The sequence below is a fragment of the Xenorhabdus thuongxuanensis genome (assembly GCF_001908095.1).
GTDB lineage: Bacteria > Pseudomonadota > Gammaproteobacteria > Enterobacterales > Enterobacteriaceae > Xenorhabdus > Xenorhabdus thuongxuanensis.
This window is the reverse complement of sequence record NZ_MKGR01000017.1, coordinates 38494-56992: the sequence shown is the minus strand read 5'-3', so window position 1 is coordinate 56992 and position 18499 is coordinate 38494. Positions and strand designations below refer to the sequence as shown.

Genomic DNA, 18499 nt, shown 5'->3' with positions numbered 1-18499 from the left:
TTACATTCCCTTCATAATTTCTGATTGGGCTTGGAAGATCGCGTTCATACAGTCAATTTGCTGTTGCATGATGGCGAGAGGCTCACGATCAGTCAGGTTGAAATGTTCGTCAGATTTTTGTTGCTTTGCCTCATTCGAGGACGGAGCAAGAGGAGTTCCCGTAAACCAGTAGTCTTCTGTCAATAGTTTTCTTGCTGGTAATAAGGCGGGTTTAGACATGAATGGCGCATACATCGCCAGCCAATCCCTCGGTGAGCCAGATAAATGCTCACTGGCCAACACCGCCACTAAATCGCAATAATTGAGCTGCTGGTTTTTCTGAGAAGGACAATACGCTGAAGCCAGATGATGCTGTGGGACTTCATCGAGTAACGCGCCGATCATGCTTTTGGGGCCAATCTCAATGATCTTCAGCCCTGCCATGGCGGTTAATTTATTCAGGTTACTGCGGAACAGTACGCGACCTAACATATGCTGTTGCCAATATTCTGCCCTGGCGAAACAATCTGTTTCTGGTTGCCCCGTCAGATTAGACAAAATAGGGACATCTGCTGCCTTCAGGGGAATATTGGCGAGGAACATTCCAAATTCGTGGGCTGCATTCGCCATCATCGGAGAATGGAATGCCCTATTGGTATTGATAAAGCGAGAATGAAAACCATGCCGCTCTAATTGCGGCTGGAAATGCTCAAGCGTACTACGTGAGCCACTGATAATTGTATTGGTTTCACTATTTTCGACAGCAATAGTCAAACCAGTGCACCACTCCATTCCATTATCTGTTTTAATGGACTCAATTAATGTGCCAAGTTGCTCTGCCGAACAGTTCACCATCATCATGGCTCCACTGGGATCACTCGCTTCCATCAGTTGAGCGCGCTTAATGATGATCCTCAGCCCCTCTTTCAATGAAAATACATTGGCTATACAAGCTGCTACATATTCACCGAGACTATGGCCGAGCAGAATATCGACATGCCCAATAGCGGGACGCAGACATTGGTACAGTGCATACTCGAAAGCAAACAAAATCACCTGCGCAAATTCGGTACGATGGATCGTCTGTTCATCCACCTGCTCAGTCAGCAGGTGTTTCACCTCTACCTTTGGCTGCCCGTTTTCATACGCAATTTCAGAACACAATCTATCGATGTGATCGAGCCAATGTGCAAATTGCGCATTGTGACGATATAACTGCTCCGCCATCGCCACCGATTGGGTTCCTTGTCCAGCAAAAAATAATGCCAAGGTTGTAGTATTATCTTGACTGCTGGTTGCACTAGCACGATAACCAACCGTCTCCCCCCTGGCTATTGCAGATAACTGGTCAATCAATTGTTCAGTGCTATTTACCCCCAAAGTACAAACAACCGGCAGCACCGTGCGTTGAACCAACGCCTGGCAAAAATGCATCAACCCAAATTGTTGTTGCATCACCTGCTGTTGCACAGAGGCTAATAAACTGGTGGCAACAGCCTGTAGATGAGCTTGATCACATCCACTCAACACACAGGGCAGCGTTTCACTTATCTGTTTTGTACTTGTTTGTTCCGCATCAGAAAGAGGGATTCTGTCCACACTTTTAATAACCACATGTGCCCCAGTTCCACCCATACCAAACGCACTGACAGCCAAACAACTTTTTTCAGCGGGTAACGGTTGTATCGTTGTAGGGATCTCCAGTTGGCCTTCGGACAACGAGATTCGAGGGTTCAATTGGCTAAATGCTGCCACTGGTGGTGCCATTCTGTGCTGGTCAATCAATAGTAATTTGATTAAACCGGTAATACCTGCTGCGGCTTCAAGGTGACCAATATTGGCTTTGATAGCGCCAAGATAACAGGGAGTCTGCATTTTTTGGTCATGAAAACAGGCGCTAATTCCAGCCAGCTCGATAGGATCACCCAAGCGCGTGCCGGTGCCATGTGTTTCGAAGTAAGCGATATCACTCGCTTTTACACCTGCATTCTTCCAACACTGCTCCAATAACCTTTGTTGTGAAATCGGATCTGGCGCTGTGATGCCGTTACTACGGCCACCATGATAAACCTCGGAAGCCAGCAATATTGCCTTGACATCATTTTTATCACGCATGGCAAGATCATGGCGTTTAAGGATCACCACTCCTGCTCCTTCGCCCAGCACGGTTCCGTTCGCCTCGGCATCAAAAGGACGGCATATTCCATCACTGGACAACACTTCCAACTGGTTCATTTCCCTGAAATGAGCCATATCCAATTGCAGATGCACGCCTCCGACAATAGCTGTATCACATTCTCCCCTTTCAATACTCAGACGCGCTTGATGCAATGCCACCAATGATGATGAGCACAAGGTATCGACAATTAATGAAGGTCCCCTTAGATCCAGAAAATATGACAATCGATTAGCACACATACTATTCTGATTATTAATTGCACTACTCGGATAACCCTCTTCCCCCGTCTCAGTTTGGTAATCATGTAACAATTGCCGATAGCCATTTTGGCTGATACCGATAAATACACCGGTTCGGCTCTCCTTCAGGTCACCCAAGCTCAGATTAGCCTGTTCAATGGCTTCCCATGTCACCATCAACAATAACCTGTGTTGGGGATCCATCAATCGGGCGTCTTTGGGATTGATTTGAAAGAAGCTATGGTTAAATTGACGGATATCGTTACAAAATGCCCCACTTAATTGGGTGCCTTTGGCTTCAAATTCTGCCAGCAACGTAGCCATAAAGGGTCGATCTTCAGGGCAACGACTAAACATACTTTTGCCTGCAAGCAAGTTTTCCCATAACTGTCCGCAATCCTCTGCGCCGGGAAAACGCCCTGCATAGCCGATAATAGCCACATCGGCATGATCTTGCCCTGACAGCATTTGTTCTGTGGTATTGGCATGGAGGAAAACTTCCCCCGTCGTCCGTGTCACTAATCTTTGCCAAAGTTGATGGACTGACGAACTGGAGAACAGCTCTATTTCTGTGACGACTTGACCGCTAGCCTGGCTTAAGCTTTCCGCCAATTGAACTATCGTCAATGAATTATAACCAAGGTCAAGCAAGGATCTCTGGGTATCATCACCTGACAGGTTTTGTCCCCTGACTTGGCCAATGATGTGTATAAACGTTTCCCAATTAATAGATCCTGTCAGTAGATTATTCTGGAAGATAATGGGCGAAACAGGGTGATTTGCTGAAACTTTCAAAAATGAATGACATGCCGGATTTAAATTGAAAGATCTATCAGTGTCATATAATGCATCAAGCACAGCACGGTAATTTTCTCGCACAGTACGCTGGGATACTTTAAATGATGGCGTGACTTCACCTTTGGCGACGGACAATGATGTTTCAGTGAGAGCAACCGCCATCAACTTGTGGGAAACTTCCGTCACCTGATGATTATGCTGTTGCAAAATCTGTAAGATATGTTCCCGCAAGAGGGATGAATGCTTGAGTGTACAATCTTCACTAAACTTCCGGTGACGAAGCTCAGGATTGATAAACAATAACGCTGTGGCGTATGGCCTTTGCTCAATCTCAATAATGGCATGGCTGATAATATCGGTCTTAGCAAACAAACTTTGTTCGATAGTATCACTGGAAACCTTTTCACCATTGGACAGTTTCTTGATTGAATCCAACCGTCCCAAGAGCACCAATTCTCCATTGACCATTTTACCGAGATCGCCAGTTCTGAACCATTGTTGCTTAAAACAGCGCTGAGTGGCAGCTTCATCAGCATAATAACCCAGCATAATATTTGGACCTTTAGCCAAAATCTCCCCAGTTTCTTCATCAATACGGAGAATCACATTGGGTAAAGGATGACCTACACTGTTCGGCTCTTTACTGCCTAATCCTTTGAGTGTCAGGCATGGGCTTGTTTCAGTCAGCCCCCAGCCCTCAACGACCTGAATATTACAACGGTTGAAATAATCTTCGATTTCCGCAGGCAGTTTTGAAGCAGCAGAAAAGATCATTTGCAATGAGGGAGCCACCTCGCGGTAAAAATCCGCTGATTCTTTCATCTTATTGGCAACCGCGGTCAGTATTTTCGGTACACTGAAAAACCGCGTCGGCTTTAATTGGCTTAAGTTGGCGCACAACCGCGCAATATCTACCCCCCGACTATTATCAATATGCAATACTGCTTGATTAAAAATGGCAGTGTATTTTTCAAATAAGCCACCAAAACTATGGTGCCACGGCAGATAACTGAGGAAAGATTGCGGGCCATCAAAATGCCATAACTCTTTCAGCACTTGTTGCTGTGAAAGAATATTGGCCTGACTAAGCAATACTCCCTTAGGTTTTCCACTGGAGCCGGAAGTGAACATTAAACAAAACGCTTGCCCTGCCTGCGTTGCCCGCAAATCTGCAATAAGCGAACTGAGCAACTCTGCCCCGATGCCTTTATAACTGACCGTCTTATCCGCGGTAAATTGGTGAATATCGCTATCAATGGTGGAAAAATCGGTAAAAACGTTGGAAGGTTCCAATGTTATGACATGCCATGAAGAATTCCGTGGCAAGGACTGCGCATACTCTGCTGTTTCAGTAATAACCAAAACGGGCTCTGCCAGTGACAGGCAATGAACAATCATTTCTCCAGAATAATTGGCATACAGTGGAGTATAAATCGCCCCTTTAATCTGACAAGCAAACTCAATAGCCAATAACTCCCAGCGATTATGTGAAATTGCCACTACTCGTTGACCACGTGCAACCTTCAGCTCACATAAGTAGCGATAAACGCGAACAATGCTGCACAGTAATTGGCGCCAACTTAACTGGCGCTTAGATTGCATGTCGTTAAACCGTGTTGCATCAACATCGCCGAGTGCTTTTTTCAATAACGTCAGGATAAGGATATTATCCACATCAAGCCCTTGTAAGCAGGCTTGCCATTGCTCGACAAAACTATCATTCTCTGCATTTTTGTTTTGTTTATGCATACCATTAAGCCAAATAAAAAATTACATATATCCTTAAAGAAAACAAAAGCCTAATCCCTATGCTTAGATTTAAGGCAATACGTTAATGCGTCCGGGTAGCATCATGTGCTTGAAATCACGCAACCTTGTTAATATTTGGGTACGCTTCAACCAACGGTCAGTTCCGTCGTATTTAGGTTGGTACGCCTTGCGGCCATGAGCACAACGATAATTATCAATAAAAGCGACTTCACCCGGGCTTAAAACCAAATCAAATACCGCCGATTCAGTTAATTTTTCCAGTTCGGCCACGGCTTCACGTTCTTCATCATCCAATGCTTCTTTATCCAGATACAGTGGGTCATAGCGCATATGGATATTATTGCCACTGCCTGTCAGAATGGGACAAATGGTATAATTTTCATCACGTTCTTCTTTCGACAGGCAAGGTCGGTCATTAAAGATACGGAATTTATTTCTTTTGAGGATAATGACAGTTTTTTCACTGAGTTTGGAAAAATCCGGTACTGATACGCAAGTTGGGATTCGATAATTGTTACGGATACACATAAAACCAAGATAATCCGCCCGATAGCCCAATGAGGTATCTTCAGTATGCAGTAATAGGTTTACAGATCCTGTACCCAATTGCTTACCGGCGTCCTTTTTGATTGGGAATATCTCTTGAACCAGTTTTCCTTCCTGCAAATCAGAAAAACCTACCACATCGCCACACAGGCTCGACATCAAACAACAATAATAGTCATAGTTGCTATTCGTATTGTAAACATCCTTCCAATGATTTGGTGTTGGCCCTATGGTCCCTGACATATCAGGGTATCCCTTTATTACAGCCAGTGGATAACCCTGGTTACGGAATCTCTTTAATTCAATACGCAATCGGGTTGGTAATGACTCTACCCATTCTGGCAAGGCGCTAACAAAATCTTGATCATCAGTAGAGTGATAACGTTTTTGTAATTGCCCGATGAGGGCTTGAATTTCATCAACTTCTGAATTTGATAATTCAATTGAATATATAGATTGGTTCATGGTTATTAATCCTTATTGTCATAAATTACCGCAATGCAGTTGCTATCCTTTCAAATCCCTGTTCAATAGCATTCATCGACGCAGCAAAAGAAATACGTATATGTCCATGATAAAGACAGGCTTCTGCGGGGATCAGCGCGACCCCTGCATACGTGAGCAGGTATTCACATAATTGAGTTGCGTCGCGATGACGACCATTGAGGTATTTTTTGACATTTGGGAACAGATAAAATGCGCCATCAGGCAGTTCACACTCAAAAAGTTCGCGGGCATATCGGTATGATAGATCCCGTCGCTGCTTAAGTATTTCTAACCGCTCTTGATATAAATCCTTTGGCATCTCAAGTGCTGCAACAGCGCCATATTGTGCAAACGTACAAACGTTGTCGGTCATATGACCGTGCAGATCCGAAATTCTGCTGACTAATTCAGGATGGGCAACCATATAGCCAATACGATATCCCGTCATGGAAAAACTTTTGGAAAAAGTTTGTACTGTTATAATGTATTCATTGTCGTCAATTGCAGCTAAACTATGATGTTCAACATCAAATACAATTTGTTCATAGGCTTCATCAGATAACACAAAAATCTGTTTCCCTTTAACAAATTGACACAATGTCTGTAACGTTGATTTTGAATAAACAGCGCCTGTTGGATTATTTGGTGTATTGATAATGATGAGCTTGGTCTTGTCAGTAATCGCCTGTTTAATTTTTTCTACATCCAGATCCACACCAATATTTTCAATTAAAACTGCCTTACCACCAGCTAATTTCACGGCTTCTAAATATGTTGCCCAACAGGGAACAGGAATAATGATCTCATCATCAGGCTCAATTAATGTCTGTAGTATTTCATAAATAATTTGTTTTGACCCATTGGTCACTATGATATTTTCAGATGTCGCTTTAATTCGATTATCTTCAAATATTTTCTGGCAAATCCTCTCTTTTAATTTAGGTTCACCATCAAGCCAACTATAACGTGTCTTACCATCTATCAATGCACGAATAGTTTCATTGATAACAGTGGCACTGGTACTGAAATCTAACTCACCCTCATTCAATCCGATAATATCACGGCCTTCATTTTTCAGTTTAGCAACGATATCTGCCAGCCCTACTGTTACTGAGGCATTAATATTTTTTGATCTACTTGCAATGCGGGTTGAGAAATTGTTCTCTTGCATCATTATAAATATCTCTGTTTATCCACATTTCAATTAATTAATCGATGGTCTTAAAAGGAATGATCTCACCATTACTGTGTGCTTCAGAACCATAATCCAACACAGAAGGCGGTTGAATATATTCAGTAATATCTAAATATTCTTGTTTATAATTCCTCGCAATAATGCGACCATCTTCATGAGTGTTGATATATTTTCGGTTAACAGCCAACTTGCCTAATGTGGTTGTGACTACATACTGAGGTACACTAAAGCCCGTTTCGAACCCTACCAGTGCATCCATAATCTCCTGCCCTTTCTCCAGAGTAGTCATGAAATGAGAAACGCCTGATACGTTATCGCAGTGGTACAAATAATAAGGACGAACCCTAATTCTCAAGAGGGCTTTAAGCAATGAACGCATCGTTTCCACATCATCATTGATACCCTTTAACAAAACAGACTGGTTTTGTACTGGGATACCGTGTCGCAGCAATCGGTCACAGGCAGCCGCCGCCTCTTCGGTCACTTCTTTAGGATGATTGAAATGTGTGTTAACCCAGATTGGATGATACTTTTCCAACATTTGACAGAATTTTTCTGTCACTCTCTGGGGAGCAAACACGGGATAACGGGTTCCAATGCGAATGATGTTAATATGGCTGATGCTTCTCAGTCTCTTAATAATGGCTTCAAGGAATTTATCATAATGTATTAAAGGATCACCGCCAGTCAGAAGAACATCATCTATTTCGGGATGGCTCTCAATATAAGCAAAATCTTCTTCATATGATGCAGCAATATCTGCCCCAAAATAGGTTCCGTTAACATCTGTCGTATGAAACTTACGTGTACAATGACGACAATAAACAGGGCAAGTATCGGAAACAAGTAAAACGATTCGATTGGGGTATTTATGGATCACTCTGGCTGTTTTAAGGTTTGAAGTATCTCCTACCGGATCATTACCAGAGTTGTACTCTATTTTCATTTCTCTTAAATGAGGAATCGTTTGCAACCGAATTGGACAATTCTCATCATACTTATCCATAAGCGAAGCATAATAAGGCGTGCTCTGCCATAAGTATCTTCCTTTCACAGCTTCAATAGCTTTCTTTTCTCCCTCAGTTAACGCAATCCATTTTCCTAAATCCTCAGATGTTTTAATTAAGTTACGTAACTGAAATTTTGGGTCATTCCACTCCTCATGACTGAACGATTCTTTACTTAAGAACATATCATCTTCCTCATATGCTTTTGAATACTCTTTTGGATGTGGGTTAGAAACTTATAATTAAAACATGCGCATTGATTTACAGGAAGGCATGATACTGTGTATTTTTGCAACCTTTTAATCAATTTTCAGCTAGAATTTATAATAGCTACAGATGACAATATAAATAAATTATACAAACTTGTAACCTTTAAAATAGATACCCCCATTAAAAATAAGTATTATTTTAAAAAACAAACGATACACTTTAAAATTAATAAAATCTTTAAAGGTAAATATGCTCCTTTAAAATAAAGATAAATTTAAAATAAAATATCCTTATCAAAAATAAATATTAATTTAAAATATTGAATATAACCATTAAAAAATGACATTCCCTTTAAAAGGAGAATATATTGAATTTCTCGTAATACAAGAGATACATCCAGCTCCAGGTAATTAACCCGAGCTGGTATGTCAGGATAGTTATTATTCGCCTTCCTTGCTCAATCCAAAATGCCGATAAGCATGATGGGTTGCAATACGCCCGCGTGGCGTTCGTTGAATAAATCCTTGCTGGATAAGGAAAGGTTCCAACACATCTTCGATAGTTTCTCGTTCTTCACCAATCGCCGCGGCCAGGTTATCCAAACCAACGGGACCACCCATAAATTTATCAATAATGGCAATCAGCAATTTACGATCAAGATAATCAAATCCGGCCGAATCGACATTCAGCATATCCAGAGCCTGGGATGCAATATTGCTATCAACCGTGCCATTACCTTTCACCTGAGCAAAATCACGTACACGACGCAATAATCGATTGGTAATACGGGGAGTGCCACGGGAACGCATTGCGATCTGCCTTGCACCATCATCTGAAATATTTAATCCCATATAGCGTGCACTGCGGGAAACGATGCTCTGTAAATCATCAACATTATAAAATTCAAGGCGCTGTACGATACCGAATCGATCACGCAATGGTGAAGTTAAGGAACCTGCACGAGTAGTCGCACCAATCAACGTAAATGGGGGAAGATCAATCTTGATAGAGCGGGCGGCTGGCCCTTCGCCAATCATAATATCCAGTTGATAATCTTCCATTGCCGGATAAAGGATCTCTTCCACAACCGGCGATAAACGGTGGATTTCATCAATAAACAGTACATCATGCGGCTCCAGATTAGTGAGCATAGCAGCAAGATCCCCTGCCTTTTCCAATACTGGCCCCGATGTGGTACGAAGATTAACTCCCATTTCATTTGCAACAATATTTGCCAGCGTGGTCTTACCTAATCCAGGGGGACCAAAAATTAATAAGTGATCCAGTGCATCACCACGTTGACGTGCCGCCTGGATAAAAATTTCCATCTGCTCACAAACATGGGGTTGCCCAACATATTCAGACAGAAATTTCGGCCGAATAGCACGATCAATGGCTTCATCATCTTGCAGAACGCCTGCTGAAACTAGACGGTCAGCTTCAATCATCACTTAACTCCTGTGATTACAGAGCCGCACGAAGTGCTTCTCGAATAAGGGTTTCACAATCTGCACCTGGTTTAGCTACTTTATTCACCATCCGGCTGGCTTCCTGCGGTTTATATCCCAGAGAAACCAGTGCTGCTGCGGCTTCTGCTTCAATATCGGCCGTAGAATTCGCTTGTTTGCTGATTGCCGGCAAATTAACATCACTACTTTGATTAAATAGATCGCCGTTAAGCCCCTTAAAGCGATCTTTCATCTCTACAACTAGTCTTTCAGCCGTTTTTTTGCCAACACCCGGCAACTTAACCAATGAAGCAATGGCTTCTTGCTCTATAGCGGTAACGAATTGCTGGGCAGACATACCCGAAAGGATTGCCAGCGCTAATTTAGGCCCAACGCCATTGACCTTAATCAGTTCGCGGAAAAGCGCCCGCTCTTGTTTATCATTAAAACCGTATAATAACTGAGCATCTTCACGTACAATAAATTGTGTAAATAAGATAGCTTCCTGACCAATTTCAGGTAGTTCATAAAAACAGGTCATTGGCATATGGACTTCATAACCGACACCATGAGTTTCCAATAAAACCAACGGTGGCTGTTTTTCCAACACGGTTCCTCTCAAACGCCCTATCACTGTTTACCCCCTGAAAATAAAATAAATCGTTCCGCTAGCTTATAGCACAAAAAAAACTGGACGTATATCCAGCACCAACTATTTCAGGCGACCTCGCGTTAAATTTAACCGTGCATCACCTACCCGAAGCAGGTTTTGGCTGAGATGACAATGTGTAATAGCAATAGCCAAAGCATCAGCGGCATCGGCCTGCGGATTGGCAGACAATTTCAGCATCGAACGTACCATGTGTTGAATCTGGCTTTTTTCAGCCGCACCCGTACCGACCACTGTCTGTTTAACCTGACGGGCTGCATATTCAAATACCGGTATAGATTGGTTAGAGGCCGCGACAATGGCCACACCACGCGCTTGCCCTAATTTCAAGGCTGAATCCGCATTTTTCGCCATGAAAACTTGTTCTATTGCAAAAACATTGGGTTGGAATTGGGTGATGATTTCAGTAATTCCGGCGTAGATCTTCTGCAAACGACTGGGTAAGTCATCTACTTTTGTTCGAATACAACCGCTACCGAGATAGATAAGTTGTCGTCCCTGCTGGCGAATAACGCCATATCCCGTGACTCTGGAGCCAGGGTCAATACCAAGAATAATCGCCATATCGAATTATTCACTTAAATTCCGCCGTAACCGGCTCGCCTGTGATATGGGATAAAAACGTTAGAGAAAGTGCCCTGATTGAAAGAACACTTTCTCTACGCTGTGAACCCTAATGCTAATTACAGCAGTGCTGCAACCTCATCAGAGATTTCACCATTATGATAAACCTCTTGCACATCGTCAGAATCTTCAAGCATATCGATCAGACGAAGTAATTTAGGCGCAGTTTCTGCATCCAGTTCCGCTTTCGTCGATGGGATCATAGAAACTTCCGCGGAATCTGCCTTGAAGCCTGCTGCATCCAATGCATCTTTAACATTTCCGAAAGACTCTGGAGTAGTATAGACGTCAATTGCACCATCATCATAGGTTTCAACATCGTCAGCACCCGCTTCCAATGCGGCTTCCATCACCGCATCTTCGTCCAAGCCTGGTGCGTAGGAAATAACCCCTTTCTTGGTGAACAGATAAGAAACAGAACCATCAGTTCCCAGGTTACCACCTGCTTTGGTGAATGCATGACGAACTTCAGAAACAGTACGGTTACGGTTATCACTTAAGCATTCAACCATTACTGCTGTACCGCCAGGGCCATAGCCTTCATAAATAATGGTTTCCATGTTATCTGATTCGTCGTTACCAACACCACGGGCAATTGCCCGATTCAACGTATCACGAGTCATGTTGTTGGACAGCGCTTTATCGACGGCAGCGCGCAAACGTGGGTTGGAATCTGGATCACCACCACCCAGTCGAGCAGCCGTGACCAATTCACGGATAATTTTTGTAAAAATCTTACCGCGTTTGGCATCCTGTGCAGCTTTGCGGTGTTTCGTATTGGCCCATTTACTATGACCTGCCATGCAAATATCTCCGATAAAACGTCTTGTAGACTAAATTACAAATTCTTCAATTGCTTGCCGATTGCTCCACGACTTCGTCAGTTTGGCCGCTTCTTCCGCAGCCAACCATTGATAAGCCAGATGTTCAGTCAGCAAAATCTCTCGCTCCTCAGGTAACGCCAAAGAGAACCAATGTTCTTTATTGCGCGTTATCCCCGGAGCATATCGATGTCGTAGGTGCGAGAAAATCTCATAATAAAGACAGCGTTGACAATCTTTCAGTTCAAGATTTTCATTGATAATATCAATGCCTACCTCTTCCTCTACTTCACGTAACGCCGCCTCCCGCGGTTTTTCGTCCTTTTCAAGGCTACCTGTCACAGATTGCCAAAATTCAGGATCGTCCCGTCGCTGTAGCATCAGCACCCTTTTGCTGTTAACGGCGTAAATCATAACCAGTACAGATTCAGGGCGCTTATAAGCCATTATTCGTTCTCTTTTTTAACGACTGAAATAGCCAGTTCTTCCAACGCGGCTGAATTCGCTGGGCTTGGTGCATCAGTCATCAAACATGCCGCTGCCGTTGTTTTCGGGAAAGCAATCACATCACGAATATTATCTGTATCAGTCAGCAACATGACGAGACGATCTAAGCCGAAAGCCAAACCTGCATGCGGCGGTGTACCGTATTTCAAGGCGTTCAGCAAGAAACCAAATTTCTCCTGCTGTTCCTGCTCATTAATACCCAGAATGCGGAATACCACCTGCTGCATTTCATTGCGATGGATACGGACAGAACCACCACCTACTTCATAGCCATTGATAACCATGTCATAAGCGTTCGCGATAGCAGATTCTGGATTACTTTCCAACTCAGCCGCCGACATATCACGCGGAGACGTAAATGGATGATGCATTGCCGTCAAGCCACCTTCTCCGTTTTCTTCGAACATAGGGAAATCAATAACCCAAAGCGGTTTCCAGCCTGCCAGATCGGTAATGTTCAAGTCGCGACCCAGTTTCAGGCGCAGCGCTCCCATCGCATCAGTAACAATATTTTTCTTATCAGCGCCGAAGAACAGGATATCACCATCCTGAGCATTGATACGGGACAACAGGCTCTCAACTACCTCCGCAGACAGGAACTTAGCAATCGGGCTTTGTACCCCTTCCAGGCCAGCAGCACGGTTGTTAACTTTCATCCATGCCAAACCCTTCGCTCCATAGATGCCAACAAATTTACCGTACTCATCAATTTGCTTGCGGCTCAGTTCTGCCCCACCAGGAACGCGAATAGTCGCAACACGGCCTTTTGGATTGTTTGCTGGTTCTGCAAAAACAGAGAATTCCACATCTTTAACCAGATCGGCAATATCCACCAATTCCAAAGGGTTACGCAAATCTGGTTTATCTGAACCAAAGCGGCGCATGGCTTCTTCGAATGTCATAATTGGGAAGCTGCCCAAATCGACATCTTTTACATCCAACCACAGTTCACGGATCATTTTTTCCATGATCTCGCGAACTTGTTCAGCGGTCATAAACGAGGTTTCAACGTCGATCTGGGTAAATTCTGGCTGACGATCGGCACGCAAGTCTTCATCGCGGAAGCACTTAACAATCTGGTAATAACGGTCGAAGCCAGACATCATCAACAACTGTTTGAAAAGTTGCGGAGACTGCGGCAGTGCATAAAATTCACCTTTATGCACACGGCTTGGCACTAAATAGTCACGCGCACCTTCTGGCGTTGCCTTAGTCAACATTGGTGTTTCAACATCAATGAAACCCGCATCATCCATAAAACGACGCACAAAACTGGTGATCTTCGCACGGGTTTTCAGACGCTGCGACATCTCAGAACGACGCAAATCAAGATAGCGGTATTTCAAGCGCTGCTCTTCGCTGTTAATCTGGTTGCTATCCAGTGGCAATGGCTCCGAACGGTTGAAAACCATTAGGCTTTCTGCGAAAACTTCAATTTCGCCAGTTGCCATATCTTTATTAATCTGGTTATCAGGGCGTGCACGCACAATCCCCGTAATTTGAATACAAAATTCATTACGCAGTTCAGAAGCCTGAGCAAAGACCTCTTTCTGATCTGGGTCAAAAAATACCTGAACGATACCCTCGCGATCTCTCATATCAATAAAGATCAAACCACCTAAATCACGGCGACGATTTACCCACCCACAAAGAGTCACTTTCTGGCCTTCATGGGCTAGGCTCAACTGCCCACAATAATTAGTACGCATACAATATCCTTTTACTCAGCTCGTTATGCTTTCTGCTGCGGAAATTTTGGCATTGTTCTTTTAGGAAGAATTGCAAAAAAGGTTGCTATTATACTGGAAATTCTGACCAGAGATAAGGTCATAACGCCGTTCTTGGCAAGACAATTTTTTGCTATCCAATAGCATTCATAGAATTTATTATTAAATACTATGATTTATAGCGACAGTTTTCTTTTTGGGGTTTATCATCATTTGGCCGTTTTTTGGTTAGGCAATTGGAGTTAAGAAATGGTTAGCTCGCTTTATATAGTACTGGGCGCACTACTGTTAATTAAGCTGTCTCTGGATGTAGTCAAATTAAGAACGCAATATCGGGTAGCTTATGGCGATGGCGGTTTTTATGAATTGCAAACAGCCATTCGGGTTCATGGTAATGCAGTTGAATACATTCCAATTTCAATGCTGCTATTGATTGTCATGGAGATGAATGGGGCACCTGTTTGGATGTTGCACATTTGTGGATTAGTATTACTTTCAGGCAGAATACTACACTACTTTGGCTTGCGTCATCGAGAAATACGCTGGCGGCGTATGGGCATGGCAGCAACCTATATTTCCATGATAATAATGATTATCAATAACATTTACTATTTACCGTGGGAGCAAATCTTTTCCCTCTATACATAAAAATGGGTAATTAGAGTGATATCCAAGGCGGTGAATTACCGCCTGAGGGCCTATCTATTGATTATCCCCCTTTCTGCCTTTTCTTGCATTCTGTTAGAATAACCACTTCTTATTGTTTCCAAAATCAATGTTGTTATGTCAAATCAAGAATCTCATAATCAACGGGATAGCCTGTTCTCTGCCCCAATTGCTAATTTAGGTGACTGGAATTTCGATGAACGGGTTGCCGAAGTCTTTCCTGATATGGTGAAACGCTCAATTCCCGGTTATTCCAATATCATTTCCATGATAGGTATGCTGGCAGAACGTTTTGTCACACCAAACAGTCAAATTTATGATCTCGGTTGTTCCCTTGGCGCAGCCACGTTATCAATCCGCCGTGCTATTAGCGCCGAAAATAATAGTGCCAATCCCCATACAGAGGGTTGCCGTATTATTGCCATCGATAACTCACCGGCAATGATCGAGCGCTGTCGCCGCCATATTGACTCTTTCAAAGCCAATATTCCCGTTGAAGTCATCGAACAGGATATTCTTGATACCGACATTCAAAATGCATCAATGGTCGTGTTAAATTTCACATTACAGTTCTTGAATCCTGATGATCGCCAGAAAATGCTGGATAAAATCTATGCCGGTTTAAAGCCTGGAGGCGTTTTAGTACTGTCTGAAAAATTCAACTTTGAAGATGAGCAAATTGGCGAGTTACTATTCAACATGCACTATGATTTCAAGCGAGCCAATGGTTACAGCGAACTGGAGATCAGCCAAAAACGCAGTATGCTGGAAAATGTCATGCGGACAGATCCTGTTGAAACTCACAAATCACGCCTTACACAAGCCGGATTTCAACACGTTGAAGTCTGGTTCCAATGTTTTAACTTTGGCTCATTATTGGCAATAAAAGGAGCCGACCAATGATTGATTTCAGTAACTTTTATCAATTGATCGCCAAAAATCACTTAAGTCATTGGTTGGAATGCCTGCCTGCACAATTAAGCCATTGGCAACAAGCCTCACTACATGGCCAGTTCAGTTCATGGGTAAGAATTCTGGAAAACCTGCCTGAGATTCACCCCCCCCAACTTGACCTAAAAAATGGTGTCATTGCGAACCATGAACCAGAGCTACCAAACGGTGAAAAAACCCGTATTCAAAATATCCTGAAGCTATTGATGCCGTGGCGTAAAGGACCTTTCTCACTGTATGGCGTGAAGATTGATACAGAATGGCGTTCTGACTGGAAGTGGGATCGCGTTCTTCCCCATATTTCTCCTTTAGAAGGCAGAACTGTCCTTGATGTCGGCTGTGGCAGTGGTTACCACATGTGGCGTATGGTGGGTGAAGGTGCTCATTTAGTTGTAGGCATTGACCCAACCCAGCTTTTCCTGTGCCAATTTGAAGCTATCAGAAAATTACTGGGCAACGACCAACGCGCCCATCTTCTGCCTTTAGGTATTGAACAATTACCAGAACTACAAGCCTTTGATACAGTGTTTTCAATGGGCGTGCTTTATCATCGCCGCTCACCCCTCGATCATCTATGGCAACTGAAAAACCAGTTAGTTTCCGGCGGTGAATTAATTTTGGAGAGCCTGGTTATTGAGGGTGACGAACATCAATGCCTTATTCCAGGTGAACGTTATGCACAAATGCGAAATGTCTACTTTATTCCGTCTGCTGAGATGCTGAAAGTTTGGCTAGAAAAATGTGGTTTTATTGATATTCGAATTGTTGATCATGCGATCACAACACTGGATGAACAACGCCAGACAGAATGGATGAAGACTGAATCGCTGGCCGATTTTCTTGATCCTGACGATCACAGTAAAACGATAGAAGGCTATCCAGCACCACTGCGAGCTGTCCTGATTGCCCGCAAGCCATAATCTTTTTTTTCATCTTTTAGGTTGTACTTTGCTGACTACCCCAGTTACATAGTTGACTATGTAACTGGGGTTTATATGAAAAAAAGTATCTTATTTTTTCCGTTGAACCAAACTAATCACTCCCTTCATCGATTCAACTAACTGCCCATCAACACAGTGGTAAGCATATTCATCTACATCACTGTCGTCAGAACTCATTGTCACACCTGCTTTTCGATATTTCATGGAAGAAGGTACAATTTTACCTGCTGAACTGTGAACTTCTGTTATCCCAATTTCCAGAAACTTATAGATATTACTCATTCTAACACCAGCTCCAGGCATAATAATTGGCCCTTGGCTAGCTTGTAATAATTCTTTTAACAAGGGTAATCCCAACTCTGCACTTTGTTGTTGGCCTGAAGTTAAAATACGCTGCACACCAAGCTCTGTCAGTTGCGCCAACGCAGCATGTGGATTGAAACACATATCAAAAGCACGATGAAAAGTGACTTTCATATTCCCTGATAATGACATTAATTGCCTCATGCGAAGCCGGTCGATATGACCTTCTTCGTTTAACACGCCAAAAACTACTCCAGGAAATCCCATATCACGGATACGAGCGACATCATTTTTCATCACTTCGAAATCAGTGTTGCTGTAACAAAAGTCTCCTGCTCTTGGTCGTACAATAGGATGCACAGGAATTGATAAATGCTGTAGTGCATGCTGCAATGCTCCGAAACTAGGTGTTATCCCACCTTCTGACGGGCTGGCACACAATTCAATGCGATCAGCTCCCGCCTTTTGTGCAACCAAGGCACAGCTTATGCTATAACAGCAAATTTCCAGCTTTATCATTCAAAGCCCCTCGGATATAAACCTTAGTTATCCTGTTCTGTTTAACAAAAGTTCAATTAACCTACACGTTCTACATTTTCCCCAAAAAATATAGGAGAATGCACCAATCAATGTTACTACGGAAATGTAATCCATTGCTGGAGAAAAACCACAAATCTGTGCCAAATAGCCAACAGACGGCACAGAGATCCCCCCCAACCCGCCGACAAAAGTAAATGGTGGGGCCCACCGGTCATCATAGTAAGGAAATCATGGAGTTGTTGACTGTCAGCCAATACCCATTTGCAGTGAGTGCCAGGCATGACATAAAGAATTGCAGTACTACGATAAAGATCACAAAAAAACACTGAATTTCTAATTTTTGATGATATCTTTGAGAGAAAAAGGGTGAAATTTGATTGTGATTTCACCATTTGTCACCGCTAACGTTGGGTTTGGCAAACTCTCATTACTACCTTGCGGATGGCTCTCTTTTGTACGAAAAACAGCGGGCAGCGGAGCAGGCAGTAACTTATAAGCTTCGTGTATCAGTTGCTCTGGTAGTACAGACAGAACAAATTCGACATGATCCGCTAAATATTGCGTAAGTGCTAAACCAAGATGTTCACCAAACTGCGTTAACTTTTGTTCAAATTTGCATAAATCAGCGACTAAATCCTGTAATTCAGGAATTGTTGAAAAGTGTGCCATCTTTTCCCCATCAAAAAGCTATCAGCTATCAAAATCGTTTTCTGCCCTTGCCTCAAAATCCGGCTGATATTAGTCGGAATGGCGGAGAATTGCCGGAAAGGCGAGCTGAAAACAAAAAAGTCATACCGCAAGCGGCGGCTGATGGTAGCATGCAGGATGCTGAATATGGTATAAAACCTGCTATTTTGTCATAACTCACACGCTTAAGAGTATTTGCATAATT

16 protein-coding genes and 2 pseudogenes are annotated in these 18499 nt (G+C 43.0%); 4 read left to right on the top strand and 14 right to left on the bottom strand.

Translation table 11 applies throughout. The features are described 5' to 3' along the window. The 10 genes from Xentx_RS12040 to aspS form a co-directional block, all read right to left on the bottom strand. Complete coding sequence (locus tag Xentx_RS12040; protein ID WP_074020476.1) at positions 1-4944, bottom strand: type I polyketide synthase; 4944 nt, start codon at positions 4942-4944, stop codon at positions 1-3. 69 nt (positions 4945-5013) lie between these two features. Further along, positions 5014-5976, bottom strand: coding sequence for a TauD/TfdA family dioxygenase (locus Xentx_RS12035; RefSeq protein WP_074020475.1), 963 nt, complete (start codon positions 5974-5976; stop codon positions 5014-5016). A 25-nt stretch (positions 5977-6001) separates the two neighbouring features. Continuing rightward, complete coding sequence (locus Xentx_RS12030; RefSeq protein WP_074020474.1) at positions 6002-7171, bottom strand: pyridoxal phosphate-dependent aminotransferase; 1170 nt, start codon at positions 7169-7171, stop codon at positions 6002-6004. Between the two features lie 34 nt (positions 7172-7205). Then, complete coding sequence (blsG, locus tag Xentx_RS12025; protein ID WP_074020473.1) at positions 7206-8384, bottom strand: arginine 2,3-aminomutase; 1179 nt, start codon at positions 8382-8384, stop codon at positions 7206-7208. Between the two features lie 465 nt (positions 8385-8849). Beyond that, positions 8850-9857, bottom strand: coding sequence for a Holliday junction branch migration DNA helicase RuvB (ruvB, locus tag Xentx_RS12015; protein WP_074020471.1), 1008 nt, complete (start codon positions 9855-9857; stop codon positions 8850-8852). Positions 9858-9873: 16 nt separating this feature from the next. Next, on the bottom strand, positions 9874-10491 hold the full coding sequence (ruvA, locus tag Xentx_RS12010) for a Holliday junction branch migration protein RuvA (RefSeq protein WP_074020470.1): 618 nt from the start codon (positions 10489-10491) through the stop codon (positions 9874-9876). A 78-nt stretch (positions 10492-10569) separates the two neighbouring features. Next, positions 10570-11091, bottom strand: a complete 522-nt coding sequence (gene ruvC / locus Xentx_RS12005) for a crossover junction endodeoxyribonuclease RuvC (protein ID WP_074020469.1) — start codon at positions 11089-11091, stop codon at positions 10570-10572. 119 nt (positions 11092-11210) lie between these two features. Further along, on the bottom strand, positions 11211-11954 hold the full coding sequence (locus tag Xentx_RS12000; RefSeq protein WP_074020468.1) for a YebC/PmpR family DNA-binding transcriptional regulator: 744 nt from the start codon (positions 11952-11954) through the stop codon (positions 11211-11213). A gap of 30 nt (positions 11955-11984) precedes the next feature. Next, positions 11985-12419 (bottom strand): dihydroneopterin triphosphate diphosphatase, encoded by a 435-nt coding sequence (gene nudB / locus Xentx_RS11995; protein WP_074020467.1) that lies wholly within the window; start codon positions 12417-12419, stop codon positions 11985-11987. Further along, positions 12419-14188, bottom strand: coding sequence for an aspartate--tRNA ligase (gene aspS / locus Xentx_RS11990; protein WP_074020466.1), 1770 nt, complete (start codon positions 14186-14188; stop codon positions 12419-12421). The genes nudB and aspS overlap by 1 nt, the downstream gene beginning before the upstream one ends. Before the next feature lie 267 nt (positions 14189-14455). Between aspS and Xentx_RS11985 the strand changes: the two genes are divergently transcribed. From Xentx_RS11985 to cmoB, 3 genes are all read left to right on the top strand, one after another. Further along, positions 14456-14854 carry an MAPEG family protein gene (locus tag Xentx_RS11985; RefSeq protein WP_074020465.1) on the top strand — a complete coding sequence of 133 codons (399 nt, stop codon included), beginning with the start codon at positions 14456-14458 and terminating at the stop codon, positions 14852-14854. Positions 14855-14989: 135 nt separating this feature from the next. After that, positions 14990-15775, top strand: a complete 786-nt coding sequence (gene cmoA, locus Xentx_RS11980; protein ID WP_074020464.1) for a carboxy-S-adenosyl-L-methionine synthase CmoA — start codon at positions 14990-14992, stop codon at positions 15773-15775. Then, positions 15772-16743, top strand: coding sequence for a tRNA 5-methoxyuridine(34)/uridine 5-oxyacetic acid(34) synthase CmoB (cmoB, locus tag Xentx_RS11975; RefSeq protein ID WP_074020463.1), 972 nt, complete (start codon positions 15772-15774; stop codon positions 16741-16743). The genes cmoA and cmoB overlap by 4 nt, the downstream gene beginning before the upstream one ends. Before the next feature lie 90 nt (positions 16744-16833). On the opposite strand, the gene cutC is transcribed toward cmoB, so the two are convergent. The 4 genes and pseudogenes from cutC to Xentx_RS11960 form a co-directional block, all read right to left on the bottom strand. Beyond that, entirely contained in the window at positions 16834-17586 is a 753-nt protein-coding gene (gene cutC / locus Xentx_RS11970; RefSeq protein ID WP_074020462.1) for a copper homeostasis protein CutC, read from the bottom strand. Between the two features lie 27 nt (positions 17587-17613). Continuing rightward, positions 17614-17802: pseudogene (locus Xentx_RS19995) on the bottom strand (hypothetical protein); the annotation flags it as partial. Further along, a pseudogene (locus tag Xentx_RS20150) lies at positions 17790-17897 on the bottom strand (2-dehydro-3-deoxygalactonokinase); the annotation flags it as partial. The pseudogenes Xentx_RS19995 and Xentx_RS20150, both read right to left, overlap by 13 nt. 43 nt (positions 17898-17940) lie before the next feature. Continuing rightward, positions 17941-18276 (bottom strand): VOC family protein, encoded by a 336-nt coding sequence (locus Xentx_RS11960; RefSeq protein WP_074020461.1) that lies wholly within the window; start codon positions 18274-18276, stop codon positions 17941-17943. On the opposite strand from Xentx_RS11960, the gene Xentx_RS18865 reads away from it, so the two are divergent. Next, complete coding sequence (locus tag Xentx_RS18865) at positions 18270-18470, top strand: hypothetical protein (protein WP_139292488.1); 201 nt, start codon at positions 18270-18272, stop codon at positions 18468-18470. The two genes, Xentx_RS11960 and Xentx_RS18865, sit on opposite strands and share 7 nt — an antisense overlap. Positions 18471-18499: the final 29 nt, after the last annotated feature.

Bases quoted from the DNA above. Each gene is read 5' to 3' on its own strand.
- Xentx_RS12030 (WP_074020474.1), bottom strand. From the start codon at position 7,171: ATGATGCAAGAGAACAATTTCTCAACCCGCATTGCAAGTAGATCAAAA.
- Xentx_RS12000 (WP_074020468.1), bottom strand. From the start codon at position 11,954: ATGGCAGGTCATAGTAAATGGGCCAATACGAAACACCGCAAAGCTGCA.
- cutC (WP_074020462.1), bottom strand. From the start codon at position 17,586: ATGATAAAGCTGGAAATTTGCTGTTATAGCATAAGCTGTGCCTTGGTT.
- Xentx_RS12035 (WP_074020475.1), bottom strand. From the start codon at position 5,976: ATGAACCAATCTATATATTCAATTGAATTATCAAATTCAGAAGTTGAT.
- ruvC (WP_074020469.1), bottom strand. From the start codon at position 11,091: ATGGCGATTATTCTTGGTATTGACCCTGGCTCCAGAGTCACGGGATAT.
- ruvB (WP_074020471.1), bottom strand. From the start codon at position 9,857: ATGATTGAAGCTGACCGTCTAGTTTCAGCAGGCGTTCTGCAAGATGAT.
- cmoA (WP_074020464.1), top strand. From the start codon at position 14,990: ATGTCAAATCAAGAATCTCATAATCAACGGGATAGCCTGTTCTCTGCC.
- Xentx_RS11960 (WP_074020461.1), bottom strand. From the start codon at position 18,276: ATGGCACACTTTTCAACAATTCCTGAATTACAGGATTTAGTCGCTGAT.
- nudB (WP_074020467.1), bottom strand. From the start codon at position 12,419: ATGGCTTATAAGCGCCCTGAATCTGTACTGGTTATGATTTACGCCGTT.
- Xentx_RS12040 (WP_074020476.1), bottom strand. From the start codon at position 4,944: ATGCATAAACAAAACAAAAATGCAGAGAATGATAGTTTTGTCGAGCAA.
- cmoB (WP_074020463.1), top strand. From the start codon at position 15,772: ATGATTGATTTCAGTAACTTTTATCAATTGATCGCCAAAAATCACTTA.
- blsG (WP_074020473.1), bottom strand. From the start codon at position 8,384: ATGTTCTTAAGTAAAGAATCGTTCAGTCATGAGGAGTGGAATGACCCA.
- aspS (WP_074020466.1), bottom strand. From the start codon at position 14,188: ATGCGTACTAATTATTGTGGGCAGTTGAGCCTAGCCCATGAAGGCCAG.
- Xentx_RS11985 (WP_074020465.1), top strand. From the start codon at position 14,456: ATGGTTAGCTCGCTTTATATAGTACTGGGCGCACTACTGTTAATTAAG.